The sequence below is a fragment of the Sphingomicrobium sp. XHP0239 genome, assembly GCF_039555325.1.
Classification (GTDB): domain Bacteria; phylum Pseudomonadota; class Alphaproteobacteria; order Sphingomonadales; family Sphingomonadaceae; genus Sphingomicrobium; species Sphingomicrobium maritimum.
Window position 1 is genome coordinate 1,086,907 of sequence record NZ_CP154608.1, and the last position, 14,835, is coordinate 1,101,741.

At 65.3% G+C, this 14,835-nt stretch carries 12 protein-coding genes; 6 read left to right on the top strand and 6 right to left on the bottom strand.

Features of this window, described 5'->3' with window-relative positions; all coding sequences use genetic code 11:
* Nucleotides 1-8: 8 nt before the first annotated feature.
* Entirely contained in the window at nt 9-1,184 is a 1,176-nt protein-coding gene (locus tag WJT74_RS05545; RefSeq protein WP_343347821.1) for a Coenzyme F420 hydrogenase/dehydrogenase, beta subunit C-terminal domain, read from the bottom strand.
* A 111-nt stretch (nt 1,185-1,295) separates the two neighbouring features.
* Here WJT74_RS05545 and WJT74_RS05550 point away from each other — a divergent pair, with 111 nt between their 5' ends.
* Complete coding sequence (locus WJT74_RS05550) at nt 1,296-2,354, top strand: glycosyltransferase family 2 protein (RefSeq protein ID WP_343347823.1); 1,059 nt, start codon at nt 1,296-1,298, stop codon at nt 2,352-2,354.
* Nucleotides 2,351-3,475: a glycosyltransferase gene (locus WJT74_RS05555; protein WP_343347825.1), complete on the top strand. Its 1,125-nt coding sequence runs from the start codon at nt 2,351-2,353 to the stop codon at nt 3,473-3,475. The genes WJT74_RS05550 and WJT74_RS05555 overlap by 4 nt, the downstream gene beginning before the upstream one ends.
* Here the strand turns inward: WJT74_RS05555 and WJT74_RS05560 are convergent.
* A complete protein-coding gene (locus WJT74_RS05560; RefSeq protein ID WP_343347828.1) occupies nt 3,436-4,203 on the bottom strand; it encodes a capsular biosynthesis protein in 768 nt (255 codons plus the stop codon). The genes WJT74_RS05555 and WJT74_RS05560 overlap by 40 nt on opposite strands.
* A complete protein-coding gene (locus WJT74_RS05565) occupies nt 4,200-4,574 on the bottom strand; it encodes a hypothetical protein (RefSeq protein WP_343347830.1) in 375 nt (124 codons plus the stop codon). The genes WJT74_RS05560 and WJT74_RS05565 overlap by 4 nt, the downstream gene beginning before the upstream one ends.
* A 119-nt stretch (nt 4,575-4,693) precedes the next feature.
* On the opposite strand from WJT74_RS05565, the gene WJT74_RS05570 reads away from it, so the two are divergent.
* The 4 genes from WJT74_RS05570 (at nt 4,694) to WJT74_RS05585 (ending at nt 12,292) form a co-directional block, all read left to right on the top strand.
* Nucleotides 4,694-7,285 carry an O-antigen ligase family protein gene (locus tag WJT74_RS05570; protein WP_343347832.1) on the top strand — a complete coding sequence of 864 codons (2,592 nt, stop codon included), beginning with the start codon at nt 4,694-4,696 and terminating at the stop codon, nt 7,283-7,285.
* 128 nt (nt 7,286-7,413) lie between these two features.
* Nucleotides 7,414-8,106 (top strand): polysaccharide biosynthesis/export family protein, encoded by a 693-nt coding sequence (locus WJT74_RS05575; protein ID WP_343347834.1) that lies wholly within the window; start codon nt 7,414-7,416, stop codon nt 8,104-8,106.
* Between the two features lie 13 nt (nt 8,107-8,119).
* Complete coding sequence (locus tag WJT74_RS05580) at nt 8,120-10,315, top strand: GumC family protein (protein WP_343347838.1); 2,196 nt, start codon at nt 8,120-8,122, stop codon at nt 10,313-10,315.
* Nucleotides 10,316-10,339: 24 nt separating this feature from the next.
* Complete coding sequence (locus tag WJT74_RS05585; RefSeq protein WP_343347841.1) at nt 10,340-12,292, top strand: polysaccharide biosynthesis protein; 1,953 nt, start codon at nt 10,340-10,342, stop codon at nt 12,290-12,292.
* Between the two features lie 7 nt (nt 12,293-12,299).
* Here WJT74_RS05585 and WJT74_RS05590 read toward each other — a convergent pair whose 3' ends face one another.
* The 3 genes from WJT74_RS05590 to WJT74_RS05600 are packed head-to-tail and all read right to left on the bottom strand — an operon-like array spanning nt 12,300 to nt 14,833.
* Nucleotides 12,300-13,505 carry a DegT/DnrJ/EryC1/StrS family aminotransferase gene (locus tag WJT74_RS05590; protein WP_343347843.1) on the bottom strand — a complete coding sequence of 402 codons (1,206 nt, stop codon included), beginning with the start codon at nt 13,503-13,505 and terminating at the stop codon, nt 12,300-12,302.
* On the bottom strand, nt 13,498-14,106 hold the full coding sequence (locus tag WJT74_RS05595; RefSeq protein WP_343347845.1) for a sugar transferase: 609 nt from the start codon (nt 14,104-14,106) through the stop codon (nt 13,498-13,500). The genes WJT74_RS05590 and WJT74_RS05595 overlap by 8 nt, the downstream gene beginning before the upstream one ends.
* On the bottom strand, nt 14,099-14,833 hold the full coding sequence (locus tag WJT74_RS05600) for a hypothetical protein (protein WP_343347847.1): 735 nt from the start codon (nt 14,831-14,833) through the stop codon (nt 14,099-14,101). The genes WJT74_RS05595 and WJT74_RS05600 overlap by 8 nt, the downstream gene beginning before the upstream one ends.
* Between the last annotated feature and the right edge of the window lie 2 nt (nt 14,834-14,835).

Below are 14,835 nucleotides of genomic sequence, written 5' to 3' on the forward strand. Positions count from 1 at the left end.
CAATACCGTCAGGTGCGTCGAGGCGCCTCGATGGCATCGGTCGAGGGCCCTTCCAGCCGCTCGCGCGGAATCGGATCGAGACGCGATTTCAGCAGGTTGAGCACCTTGATATAGCCGTAGAGAAGAACGGTCGGCGCCTTCAGGAAAGCCCAGCGGCCGACGCGAGTACGCGAGGCGCGGTCGTTGCCCATCAATAAGGCATAGGAAAGAAAGGCCCGAAGACGGAAAGGGCCGTCCGCCGGCTTCTTCGCCTTGTGCCCAAACATCCGGTTGGCGTAGTAGCGCGCCTTGTCGTCGCCCGACGTCACGATGAGCGGCTTCTGGGCCTTGTAGATGGCTCGGGCCGGCACCTCCTTCAGCGACACGACCCCCTTTTCCATCGCCATCGAGACGAGCTTCTCCGCCGCCGGAGTGCGGACGACCAGCGAACTGTGCTTGATATTCGCGTCGAGAAAGTCGGGAATGAAGATGTCGCCGATACTGAGATCCGCCTCCGCGCCGAGATGTTCGGGGCAGTGGCGGCACAGGTCCTTCGAGAACAGCCACAGCCGCCGAAAGGTGTTGAATTCGCGGAAGGGGATTTCGATGACGCGGCCGTCGGCCTTTTCCAGTTCGATCCCGCCGCGCATGTACTGGCGGTTCGTGCGCATATCGACAATGTCACGTCGGTCGATTCCCAGCCGTTCGAGCACGAGATGCCACAGATCGACCTCGTTGTTGTGACCGCAGAACAGCGAAACGACGAGTTCGACGTTCTGCAGCCGCGTGCCCTTGGCCTGCAGGCTACGAAGGATGCGGGTCTGGCACGGCAATCCGACCAGCCCCAGCCGACCGTCGAACTGTTCGAGGCGACGCCACTCGCGTTCGATCGGAATGTTGAAATAGACGCTCTTGCCGTATCGCTGGACCTCGTCGGGATCGGTGACGATGTCGATCGAATGGCCGATGTCGCCGCTGGAGAAATCCGCGCGGGACAGGACGACGCCGTCCACGACCCCTTCGCGCAGTGCCAGCGCCATCAGCGATGTGACGAGCCCGCCCGCCGCGACCCGTTCGCGCTCCTCATCGTTCGCCGCAAAGCCTGCCCATAGCTGCCGATAGGGCGCAATCTCGCGCTCCTCGACCGTGCGCGGGTCAGCGACGGGACGCTCGCCCGGTGCGGGTGTTTCGATCAATTCGTTCATTGCCGACTTGCAGCGCTGCGCAGCCTCGTGTCGCCACTCCGGTTGCGCTGACCTGACCACCCCCTAAAAGAAATCCGAATCCGATAAGCCTCGCACCATAGCGGATAAAACATGAAGTTCAGCATCTGTGTCCCGAATTATAATTACGCCGGCTACGTCGGCGAGACCCTCCGCAGCGTTCTGACGCAGGATGCGGACGTCGAGGTGATTGTCGCCGACAATGCGAGCAGCGACGACAGCGTTGCGGTGGTCGAAGCGCTCGACGACGATCGGATCGAGCTGCGCCGGAATGCGACGAACGTCGGTTTTGCCGGCAATCTCGATCGGGCGACGCGGGGAGCGAGCGGGGATCGCATGATCCTCCTGTCCTCGGACGATCTGGCGGAGCCCGAGGCATTGCCTGCCTATCGGGCCCTCGCCGACGCGCTCGGCCCGGCGTCCGAACGGGCGATCTTCGGTTCGACCGTCAACATCATCGATGGCGAGGGCAGGAAAACGGGTTCTGGCGGCTTCCCCGAACGCTTCTGGTCCTCGGCGAAGATCGATCCGGAGCTCAGCGAGCAGATCGGTCACACGGTCTATCGCGCGGCGGCCAGGGACGTTCTTCGCGACGCTTTGTCGGTGCTGCAGACGCCCTATGCGTTCGCCACCACCTGTTATCCGCGTAAGCTCTACGAGGCGCTGGAGGGCTATGTCGGCGGCTATCTCTACAATCCCGACAAGATGTTCGCATGGCGTTTGTTGGCGATCGCGGATGAGGCCTTCTTCATCGACGCGCCGCTCTTCTCCTATCGGGTCCACGACGCCAACCAGCAGGCGGGACAGCGGGCCTCGGGCGCGCTCAAGCATTTGATGGACCAGTATCGGGCGACCTTCGACATCGATCCCGCGGTGCTGGACGCAGCGGGGCTCGACAAGACGGATCTGGCAGCCGCGTTCATCGAACAGGACATCGCGCTACGCGGCCTGAGGCTCGTGGCCGAGGGCGAGCGGAAACTGGCGAGGCGCGGGCTCGATTTCGGCCGCGCGGCCTATCCCGGTCTTGTCGGTCGATCGACGCGGATCGCACAGCTACGTGCGTTGCTGGCGATGGGGCCGCTGGGGAGCGCCGTAGCGAAACGGCGCCTCGACAAGGCCCTGTCAGCCTATCGCGACGGCGCGTTTCGATGACATTGCGGCTCGTGATCGCCAGTCCCGATCTCGACGACGCAGGTCCGCACCGGGTACTCACCGAACTGATCACGGGGCTGGATCGCTCGCGGTTCGATCCCGTGTTGTTGGTGGGGCATGGCGGCGGACGCTATTTCGATGCGGTCGAAGCGACGCTACCCGTCGAGATCATCGGCGGCGGGCGCTATCCGGTCCGTCGCTTCGCGGCGGCGATCGACCAGGTCCGGCCGGACCTCGTCTTCACCACGTTGCGAATGAACCCCACCGCCCTCGCCGCCCGCTATCTGCAGCGGTACCGCCCGCCCGTCATCATCCGGCAGGCAAACGCCATGAGCGTCGATTATGCACGCCTGCGCAACCAGTCGCTCATCAAGCACCGCCTCGCCGAATGGGGCGCGAAGCGGCTGATGCGGACCGCGGATCGTATCGTGGCGCAATCGGAGGAGATGGCGGCGGAAGTCCGCAGCGTCACGCGCGGAAAAGTCCCCGTGCAAGCGATCGGCAATCCGATCTCGGTCGAACAGACGCGGGCCGCGGCAGAGCGGCAACGCGCGGCATCCGGCTTCGAAGCGCCGCCCGGTGCGCCCGCGCTGATCAGCGTCGGGCGATTATCCTATCAGAAAGGATACGACCTTCTCCTTTCCGCTTTTGCGAACATCCTGACCGACCATCCCGGTGCCGTTCTCACGATCCGCGGCGAGGGAGAAGACCGCGCCTCGCTCGAGAAACAGGCGCGAGACCTCGGCATCGACAGGTCCGTTCGCCTGCCGGGAACGAGCGCCACGGTGCTGGCCGAGATAGCGGCCGCCGACCTGTTCGTTTCGTCGTCGCGCTACGAAGGGTTCAGCAACGCGATGCTCGAGGCGATGGCGCTCGACACGCCGGTCGCGGCAACCGATTGCCCCGGCGCGAGCCGCGACATGATCATCGACGGTCGAACCGGGATGCTGGCTTCGAGCGTCGACGCCGATGCGATCGCGGCGGCGGTCCGGCGCGTGCTGTCAGCCGATCGCGCCGCGATCGCCGCAGCGGCGCGGAAACACGTGGTGCGCGCGTACGACAAGGCCGCGATCGTGCGAGCCTACGAGGAGCTGTTTGAGGATGTTGCAGCCGGCTCTTGAGATATCGGCCAGGGCGGCTCGCCGCCACGCAGTTCCTCATATTCGTCGGGAACGCCACAAAAGACGATGGCGTCTCGCGGGATCGACGAATAGGTCACCCGCTCGCCACTTGCGATGAGGTGGTTGTAGATCGGCGCGATGTAGAGTTCGCGGCTTGAGGGCTCGGCCCGTTCGGCGGTCAGTGCCGATCGGAAAAGGTCGATCGAGGCGAACTGGTAGAGCCCGTCACTGCAAAGATTGCTGATCGGCACCTTTTCGGTGGTACGCACGACCGTTCGCCCGTCGTCCGCTGCCTCGACGAAAGACCAGTTATCCCCCTCCCCCTCGAAGATTTCCAGATTGCCGACGGATCCACGGTCGAGAGTGGGGAGCGCAACCTTCGGGTGGCGGAAACTATCGATGTTGAAGATCGTCAACGCCCCCTCCACGCCGTCGGCCTGGTCCAGCCCGATCTCGACCGTTTCCGCCTGTCCCGCCGTTTCGTGATCGAGCCGAACGAGCGCGCGACGCCGAACACCGAGGCGATCGAGACGCGCGTCGAGAAATTCTCGTACGCTGCCCGTCTCGCGGTAGATGAAGACGAGTGTCTCCCGATCGAACTCCCCGCGAAAGCTCGACACGGCATGGTCGAACACCGTGCCACCCCACAGCGGCAGCATGAACTTGGGCTGTTCGTATCCCGCCTGGGTGAAACGGCTGCTCAATCCGGCCATCGGAAGGACGATCATCGCTTGGCCTCCGCGTCGAGGAGCGCGGCGATCTCGTCCGGAGAATGTGTCACGAATTCGGCGAACGAGACCAGCCGGTCGTCGATGACGAGATCGTCGGTTCGCCGAGTGGGTCCCCCCAGCGCAATGCCGTCGAATTGCAGCCCCGCATCCTCCAACCGATCGAGGTCGCGTTGCAGATCATTGAGGTGCCGCGTCGACAGCGCACCGGACGGATCGCCGGGGCGGTCCGCGCCGATGGCGAGCACCATCCTGATGCCTCGCTCGCGATAGGGAGCGAGGGCGCGACGGAATGTCTCGATCGAGACATCGAGTTCGCCGTCCAGACAGGAAACGAGATCGCAGCGGTCGAAGACGAGAGTATCGCTCATGAAAGCGGGGCGTAGCGCATCGGGCGCGTGGACGGTAGCACCCCGCGACGACGACGCCCGCTTGACGCGACCGCCGCGGCTTCTAGCGTGCGATGAACGGTACCGGGGAAACATCATCTATGGCCAACGGCAGCGCCCGTCGCATGACCAGCGCATCGCGAAAAGGACGATCGTCGCGCAGTCCGGTGGAAGGGGGTGAGCGCACGACGGCGACGTTGCTGGAGCGCGAACAGCAAACGAAGGTCGTCCCCTGGGCGCTCGGCATTCTGCTCGTTTCGATGATCGCGGGCGGCGGAAGCACGCGCGGCGGCGCCGTCGAGGCGGTGCTGGTCGTGCTGGGGATCGCCATGATCGCCACGCTCTCTCTCCTGCACTGGACCGGTCTTCGCCGTGTCGGGAGGGGCACGATGACGCTCGTCGCGCTCTACGGCGGACTGGCCCTGCTGGCCCTTTTCCAGATCCTTCCCGTGGCGGGCCCGTGGACGATATCGACATTGCACCTGCTGGCGCAGGAAATTCGACAGGTCGCCGGATGGCAGGGACCGCATCCGACACTGAGCCTCGACCCCGATGCGACGCGACGCTTCGCGGCCAGCCTGTCGATCCCCGCGGCCGTCGCCTTCGCGGTCGCGGGCGCGGGGATGCAGGAGCGGCGCCGTATCCTCTTCGCCATTGCGCTGGTGGCGGGCGCGAGCACCCTCCTGGCTGTGCTGCAGTGGGCGTTGGACGGACAGGCGTGGCTGCTGCCGTACGAGCCGTTCGGCCGGGCCAAGGGGGGATTGATGAACAACGTCAATCACCAGGGCCTGCTCGCCTCGCTGGGATTGCTTGCGGCCGCGGGGCATTACGCCATGCGCAAGCGCGAACCCCTGGTTCGAATGAAGCTGCGCGAACGCAAAGGCTATCGCCGCAATCGCGCGATACCGCGCATCTGGTGGGTCGTCGGCGTGGCCGTCTGGACCGTAGTCGGTGTAGCGGTCAGCCTTTCGATGGCCGCGCTTCTTCTGGGCGCGCTCACGCTGGTAGGCCTTCCGTTCATTCTCCGCTTCGAACGGGCGCCGGGAAAGGCGCCGCTGGCCATTGCCGGAGTGCTCGTCGCGTTGCTGGCCGTCGCAGCCGTGGTGCTGTTTGCCGAACCGCTCACTGATCCCGGCGAGCGCAGCGTCACCGCCCGGTTCGCGGTCTATCCGGCCTTGTTCGACCTGCTTCGCGAAAGCTTTCCGTGGGGGATCGGGCTGGGTGCGTTCGTCGCCTCTTATCGCACACAGGAGAGGCTCGAGACGCTCATGAGCTCCTACCTCAACCATGCGCATAACGAGCCGCTGCAGTTCCTCATCGAAACCGGGCTGCCCGGTCTCCTCGTCCTCGGCATCGTCGGCGTGCTGCTGGCCCGCACGACCCGGCGCCGATGGCACGAACGTTCGCTTCCCAAACGGCGAATGATGCTGACAGCGCTGTTCGCCCTTTTCCTGGTGGCGCTCCATTCCATGGTCGACTTCCCGCTGCGCACCACGAGTATCGCCAGTGCGTGCGCCGCTTTCCTCGCGCTCGTCGTGACACAGGCACCGCGTCCCGCCGATGCGATCCGAGTGGCCCCTGTCCGCCTGCTGGCGGGCGTGCCGATGGCCGCGCTCGTCGCACTGCTAGCACTACCCTCCTACCAGTCGTGGACCGCCCAGCATCTTGCCTCCAGCGGCCTCAGCGAGCGAGCCCTCACCAGCGACCCCGCTCACCCGCAGGCGCTGGCCGGACGGGCGTGGCGTTCGGTGCAGGATCGACCTGCCGACGCTCGCGCCGATGCGCGTGCAGCGATCGCGGGTGCGCCGCTTCAATCGTCCGCACTACGGACCCTCCTCGTTCTCGACGGGGAAGCCGACCGGATCGACCGCGAAGGCTGGTCGCTTGCGGGGCAGCTCGGGTGGCACGACCCCGTGACGCAGACGGTGCTGGCGGTCGACGATCTCCAGCGCGGCGACAACGCAGCGGCATCGCAGCATATCATCGCTCTCCTCAGCCGGGGGGGCATGACTCCCGAACTGTCGGCGCTGGTTCGCCCGCAGTTGCTCAACGAGGATTTTCGTCGATCGCTGGTCGGCAGTCTCGAAGGACGAGGCGCGCTTCTCAACCCACTTGTCCAGGTCGACGCGCAGACCAGCGGCGAGGAACTCGATGCGATCGCCGCCTTGAGCGTCCAGCTGCTGGAGGATGGCCATTCGATTTCGACGCAACGGCTCGTCAGCCTGCTCAACCGGCTGGTGCTCGCCGGTCACCGCGAGCAGGCCGTCGCGGTCGAACAGGCCCGGATCGCCGCCGGCCCCGTCGGGCAGGGATACGGCCCCTCGACGCGATCCCCCTTCGATTTTGCGCCGGGCAACCGCGGCAATGCGCGGATCCGGGTCACGCAGGGGAACGAGCGGCTCATCATCGTCGGCGACGGTGGGGCCAGTGCCAGCCTCGTCGGACGATATCTGCCCGTGGCGCCGGGGCCTGTGCGGATCGAAGCGCAACTGGAGGTGCCGAGAGGCGACCCGCGCGTCGCGCTGCAGCTCGAATGTCCCGGTTCGGGGCAGGCGGAAGTGACCTTCGCCGACCGCGCCGGCACGATCCGGCTGGAGACGGAAGCGCGCTGCTACGCCCCCTTGCTCACCGTGCGGATCGTGGACGCCGACGCCCCATATCGGATCGAGCTGATTGACTGGAACACGATGTGATCATCGGGCGGCTTTATTGATTCATCCTAATATTCCCTCGACATTGCGCGGAGTTATGCGTTAACCGGGTCCGGATTTCGGTCCATTATGGTGCCGCTCGGACAATCCTTATCGATCGAGGCTCTGCCATGCGTATTCTGGCGTTACTATCGTTTCTCTTTCTCGCGGCGTGCTCGACGCCCGGGCTCGACCCCAACAGTCAGGTCGTGTCTGTCCAGAGCGAATTGCCAGAACCCACCGCGACCGACATGGGACGCAACCTCGTCGCCTACCGGCTCGGCCCGACCGACGTCATCAACGTATCGGTGCTGAATGCGGACGAACTGAATCGCGAGGGACAGGTTGACGGCGCGGGCATGTTCACGCTGCCGCTGGTCGGAACGATTCAGGCGGGCGGGCTCACGCCGCAGGAAATGTCGGCGGTAATCGCCGATCGCCTGCGCGGTCGCTATCTCAAGGATCCGCAGGTCTCGGTCACGCTGGTCGAAGCGCGGTCGAACACGGTCACGATCGACGGCGCTGTGACGCAGCCCGGCGTCTATCCGGTGGTCGGCGAAATGACGCTGCAGCGCGCGATCGCGACCGCGCGGGGTCTCAACCGCATCGCGAAGGCGGACCGAGTGGTGGTCTTCCGCACGGTCGGCGGCGAGCGCATGGCGGCGATGTTCGATCTCAATCAGGTGCGCGCCGGTCAGCTCGAGGATCCGCGGATCTTTGGCAACGACATCATCGTCGTGGGGGAAAGTGGGGTTCGCCGCTTCCTGAGCGAATTCGGCGGCGTTCCGATCCTGTCTCGCTTCGTTCCGGCCCCGATTCCCTAGGGCCCCTTCCGACATGAACAATCTTCCCACCCCCTTCCGATCTTCGCCGGACCTTCCGGCCGGGCCCGGCATGGCCGTCTCGTTCGACGGGATGGCCGGTCCCGACGAGCGGCTGACCTCGCCGTTCGATTCGCTGCTGCGCATGCTGTGGCAGCGCAAATGGCTGATCGTCGGCATCACCGCGCTGTTCGTCGCGCTCGGCGTTCTGCTGTCGCTCACCACGACGCCGCAATTCCGCGCCGTCGCGCGGTTGCAGATCGACCGTGCCACGCCCGACGTGGTGCGCGTGGACGCGCTGGAAGGACAGGGTGCTAACGATTGGGAATTCTACGAAACCCAGTACGAACTGCTGCGCAGCCGCCGTCTGTCGGCCAAGGTCGTCGACGCGCTGGCCCTCGACGACGAGGTCGGTTTCGTTCTCGGTGCCGAGGCGACGCAGGAGGACCTCGAGGCGATCGACCCCGAACGGCGGCGCGAGATTGCCATCGGCCGCGTCAATCGTGGCACCACGGTCGACCCCGTCGAGGGCAGCGAGATCGTCGATGTCGCGTTCAGCTCCACCGATCCGGAGTATAGCGCCGCCGTCGCCAACGCGCTCGCCGAAGAGTTCATCGAGATGGACATCGAGCAGAAGTTCGAGGCGAGCGCCCGTCTGCGCACCTTTCTCGAGCAGAAGCTTGAGGAGACGCGCGAGGTCCTGGAGGAAAGCGAACGCGAGGCCGCGGACTATGCGCAGGGTCGCGGGATCGTTCAGACCGAGGCGTCGGGTCTCGATGGCGGCAGCATCAACCAGGCGACGCTGACCCGTCTCAATGGTGAGCTCGCGGCGGCTACGGCTGCGCGGGTGCAGGCAGAAGCCGCATTGCGCGCCAATCGCCAGGGCGCCACCGCGGCCGCCTCGCTCGGCAATACGGGCCTCACCCAGATGCGGCAGGAGCGGGCCAGCCTCGGCGTCGAACTGGCGAAGCTGCAGAGCGATTTCGGCCCCGAATATCCCGCCGTGGTGGCGCTGAAGTCGCAGATCGCCGAAATGGATGACGAAATCTCGCGCGAGCAGGGTCGAACCGGCAGCTCGGTTACCACCCAGCTGCGCGGCGATTTCAATCGTGCCGTTCGCGCCGAGAGCGCGCTTCGCGCCCGCGTGGCGCAGGCCAAGGGCACTGTGCTCAACGAACAGCAGCAGCAGATCGGGCTAAACATCATCCAGCGCGATATCGATACCAACCGCCAGCTCTACGACGGTTTGCTCGAACAGTATAAGGCGGTCGGGGTTTCGGCAGCGTCGGAAAGCAATCGCATCTCGATCGTCGATACAGCGCAGGTCCCCGGCGGGCCCTACACGCCCAATATCCCGATGAACCTCGCGATCGCCTTCGTTCTCGGCCTCGCCAGCAGCATGGCGCTGGTGCTGGTGCTCGAACAGCTGCGCAACTCGCGTCTGACGCCCGATACGCTGCCCTCGAAGCTGCGGGTGCCGCTTCTCGGCAACACGCCGCGGATCGAGCAGAAGAAGGGTGCCGTCGCCTCGCCGCAGGATGCGCAGGCACTGTCCGAAGCCTATTATTCGGCGCTGACCGCGATGCGGTTCATCCAGGAACAGGGCCTTCCCAAGTCGGTGTTCGTGACTTCCAGTCGGCAGTACGAGGGCAAGTCGACGACCGCGGCGGCGATCGCCACCGACCTCGCCGCGCTCGGCAACCGGGTAGTCCTGATGGACATCGATCTTCGCGCACCGTCGGTGCACAAGATCGTCGAAGCGCAGCTGGACGTGGGCGTGGCCGACTATCTGGCCGGCCGCGAACAGCTCGCCTCGCTGGTGCGCAAGAGCGAGACGGAGAATCTCGACCTCGTGTTCGGGGGAACCCCTCCGCCCAATCCTTCGCAGCTGCTGTCATCGGGTCGGCTCGAACAATTGATCGCGGAAGCGGGCGAGATGTACGATTATGTCGTGGTCGACGGTCCGCCCGTGCTGGGCCTTGCCGACGCACCGTTGATCGCGCGCGCGGTCGCGGGGACCCTGTTCGTGGTCGAATCGAACCGGACGCCGGCGTCAACGGCGCGGGCCGCGATCGACCGGCTCGTCTCCGTCAACGCAAGGATCGTGGGGGCGCTGATCACCAAATACGATCCGAACAAGGACGGCTACGGATATTCCTACGGAGGCGGCTATGGCTACGGCTACGGCACCCCCTATCAATATGGCGACTGATCCCGTCGGTCGGGCGAAAGCGCGATGATCCGTTCGCTCGTCTCGACGATCTCGGAGCGGGCCCAGTCACTGCCTGCCATCCTCCTGAACCTGCCCTCCGTCGTTCGGGTGGCGTTCGTGATGGTGCTCGACCTCATCCTGTGCGTCGTCGCTGCGGCGCTCGCGCACGTGCTTCGGATCGGGGAGATCTATCTCGATCCCAATGCCTTCGCGCTGACCGTCGCTCTCGCCGTGCTGACATGGTTCCCGCTGGCATTGTGGAGCGGACTCTACCGCGGAATGGCGCGTTATTTCGGATCCTCGGGGTTCGAAAAGCTCGCCTTCATCTGCTTTCTGCAGACCGTCTTCCTGACCTTCGTCTACCTTTTGACCGCGCCGATCGGCGTTCCCCGGACGCTGGGCGTACTGCAGCCGCTCGTCCTGCTTGCATTGCTCGTCATGTCGCGCGTGATCATTTCCTACGGACTGTTGAGTCACGTCCAGCGGGGTGAGGAAGGCACGCCCCAGGAGGCAGGCCTGCGCCGGACTCTCATCGTCGGGGTGGGCGCCGCCGCTCGCCAGATCGCGGTGTCGATGCGGTACGATCCCTCGCTGCAACTGGTCGGCTTCATCGATCCGGCCGATGCGCTTGCCGGGCGCCAGCTCGAGAACAGCAGTGTGTGGGCACTGCGCGATATCGAGCGCGTCCTCGAGAGCGAGAATATCGACAGCCTGTTCCTCGCCAATGAATCGCTCGCCCGCGCGGATCGTCGCCAGTTGATCGCACGGATCCAGTCGGTGCGTCCCCAGGTGTCGATCCGCATTCTGCCGAGTGTGCGCGAGTTGGCGGACGACCGCATCAGCCTCAACGATTTGAAAGAGATCGAGATTGAGGATCTGCTCGGCCGCGACGAGGTCCGTCCGCTGTCGAACCTGATCCGGCCGATCGAAGGCACCACGGTCCTCGTCAGCGGTGCCGGCGGATCGATCGGATCGCAACTGTGCCGTCAGATCGTCGAAGCGGGGCCCGCCTCGCTGATCCTTGCCGAGGTGAGCGAATATGCGCTCTATCGGATCGAGCAGGAATTGCGCGAGGAATCGGAGCGGCAGCAGGTCGGCACCCGGCTCGTTCCGGTCCTTGCCGACCTGTCGCGCGCGGAGGAATGCGAACGTCTGTTCGCCACCCATCGCCCCGACCGGGTCTTTCACGCAGCGGCCTACAAGCACGTCCCGCTGCTCGAGGCCAACGTCATTCGCGGGGCGGCGAACAACATCCGGTCGACACGCTACATGGTCGAGGCGGCCGAGCGATATCGTGTCGATCAGTTCACCCTGATCAGCACCGACAAGGCCGTCCGTCCCGCCAACGTGATGGGCGCATCCAAGCGAGTCTGCGAGCTGATTGTACAAGCCCGCGCAGTCGAGGCGCCCGATCGGCGCATGTGCGCGGTGCGGTTCGGCAACGTCCTCGGATCGTCGGGGTCGGTGGTACCCAAGTTCAAGCGGCAGATCGCGGCGGGCGGGCCCGTCACCGTCACGCACAAGGACGTGATGCGCTATTTCATGACCATTCCCGAAGCCGCCTCGCTGGTCGTGCAGGCAGGTACGATGGCGGAGGGCGGCGAGGTCTTCCTGCTGGAGATGGGCGAGGCCGTCCGCATTGCCGATCTCGCCCACACGATGATCGAACTGACGGGGCTGACCGTTCGCAACGACGCCAACCCCGGCGGGGACATCGAGATCGTGGAAACCGGCCTGCGCGCCGGCGAAAAGCTCTACGAGGAATTGCTGATCGACGCGGATTCCATTCCCACCGAGCACGACCGTATCGTCAAGGCGCGCGAGGAAATGATCCCCTGGTCGAGGCTCGCCCCCTCGTTGGCGGCGTTCGACGAGGCGTTCGACCGGAACGACCCGGATCGCGTCATCGCGTTGATGGAGGAGCTCGTGGCCGGCTTCGAACCACAACATCGCGTCGGAGCGACCGCCGCGGCGTGAACGTCTGCTAGGACTGGATGGCGGAGGCCATGACGTCGCGTGTCACCTGCGCGGCGCGATCGATCTGGCTCGCGGTGATGGTCGGATGGACGAGCCACATCAGGCTGGTCTCGCCGAGTTCGCGCGCCACCGGTAAGGCTTCGGCCGGTGCGTAATCGGTGCCTTCGAACGCCTTTTCCCGATAGATTTCCGAGCAGCTTCCTTGGAAGCAGGGAATTCCCCGTTCGGTAATTTCGGCGACGATGCGGTCACGCGACCAGCCATCTCGAAGCCGTTCGGGCTCGACATAGGCGTAGAATTTGTAGTCGGCATGGCGCATTCCGGATCGCGGGCGGGGCACGCGCAGCGCTTTCGCCTCGACCGCCTCGCCAAGCGCCTCGACCATGCGCGCCGCATTGGCGTTACGGGCCGCAGTCCATCGGTCCATGCGAGCCAGTTGGATCCGGCCAATCGCCGCCTGCATCTCGAGCATGCGCCAGTTGGTCCCGAAACTCTCGTGCAGCCACCGGAACCCGGGCGGGTGCTCGCGTTCGTAGACGGCCGCGAAGCCCTTGCCGTGATCCTTGTGCGCCCACATCGCACGATGCAGCGCGTCATCCTGGCAGGTGACCATCCCGCCCTCGCCGCCCGTCGTCATGATCTTGTCCTGGCAGAAGGACCACCCCGCCGCATCGCCGAAACTGCCCACGCTTCTGCCGTCGATCGTCGCGCCGTGCGCCTGCGCGCAATCCTCGATCACCGCGACGTCGCGCGAGCTCGCAAGATCCATGAGCGTCGGCATGTCGACCGGCCAGCCCGCCAGATGGACGGGAACGACCCCACGTGTCGCCTGGGTAATGTGCGGCTCGATAGTGGCGGGTTCGATATTCCCGCTGTCGCGGTCGATGTCGGCGAACACGGGACGCGCGCCAGCGTTCACCACGCTCGACACCGAAGCGATGAAACTGCGCGGCGTCACGATGACCTCGTCATGTTCGGATCCGCCGTTGCGCGCGCCGATGCCCAGACCGTGCAAGGCGAGATCCAGCGCGACCGTCCCGTTGGCGAGCGCGATGGCGTGAGCGCAATCGCTGTAGTGCGCGAATTCCCGCTCGAACGCACGCCCTTCCCCACCGGTCCAGTAATTCACCCGGCCCGATGCCAGCACGTCGGCGGCGGCCGTCACCTGTTCGGCATCGAAGTCGGGCCAGGATGCGAAGTCTGTGTCAGCCATCCTCGTTCCCCGTGAAGCGCGGCATGATCCGTCCCCCCTCGGCATCGATCCCCGATCGCGCAAACACCTTGCGTACGGTGAGCGCGAGAATCTTCACGTCGAGCCAGAAGGAGCGATGATCGACGTACCAGACGTCGAGCGCGAATTTCTGCGGCCAGGTAATCGCGTTGCGCCCGTTGACCTGCGCCCACCCGGTGATGCCGGGCCGGACTTCGAACCGGCGTTTCTGTACGGGCGAATAGAGTGGGTAGTAATCGTGCAGGAAGGGGCGCGGCCCCACGACACCCATGTCGCCTCGCGCGACATTCCAGAGCGAGGGAAGCTCGTCGAGGCTGAGCGAACGGAGCAGGCGCCCGAAACTCGTCAGCCGCTGTTCGTCGGGAAGCAGCGCTCCCGAAGCGTCGCGTTCATCGGTCATGCTCCGGAACTTGAACAGGTCGAATTCGCGGCCGCCGAAGCCGGTTCGCGGCTGTCGGAAGATGATCGGACTGCCGAGCTTGAGGCGCACGAGCACCGCGATGACAAGCATCAGTGGCAGAGCGAGGGGGAGCGCCAGCAGAAGCGCCAGCAAATCTCCCAGTCTGGCAATCCGTTCATGCATCGATCAGCGCCTCGGCCTGCTCTCGCCGGGACAGCGACACGATGGCCGCTTCGACGCCGGGTCGGTCGAGCGCGTGGCTGAATTGGGATGTCGGCGACACGTCGCCGTCCAGCGCCTTGCCGGCAGCGAACGGCCTGATGACGAGGGTCGGAAGATCGCGAAGATGCGCCCGGTCGATCGCGGGATCAAGCTCGGTTTCCAGCGCATTGCGATACACGACGAGGCCGTCGAGCGGCAGCGTATCCAGCGCCTCCAAGGCAAAATCCAGCGTGTAGGGGAAACAGAGGAAACGACCGATGGCGCCCTCTTTCTTGAGCGCGGCGATTTCGGCTTCGATGGCCTTCGCATCGTCGCGCATGGCATCGATCCGCGAGGGATCGTCGTCGAGGCCCGGCCGCCACATCCATTGAAGATCTGCGATCGTCTCGATCCCCAGTCCCTCGCAATATTCCTCGATCCGGTGGCGCAATCGATCGCCATCGAACCCGTCTTCGTCGAAATGGGGCGCGGCAAGCTTGGCCACGACGTCGAACGCGACGTCGGGCCGCCGGCGGCGCAACTCGGCGAAAATCGCGCAAGTCTGCGACCAGCTGTCATATTCGTGACTGACGTGCAGCTTGCGAACTCCCAGGTCCCAGAGGGCGCCGTAGAACTCGCCCCAGCCCGCGGTGTCGCGGTCATGCTCCAACAGGCGCATCGTGCCCGCGATGATCTTCCGGGGTGCCATGC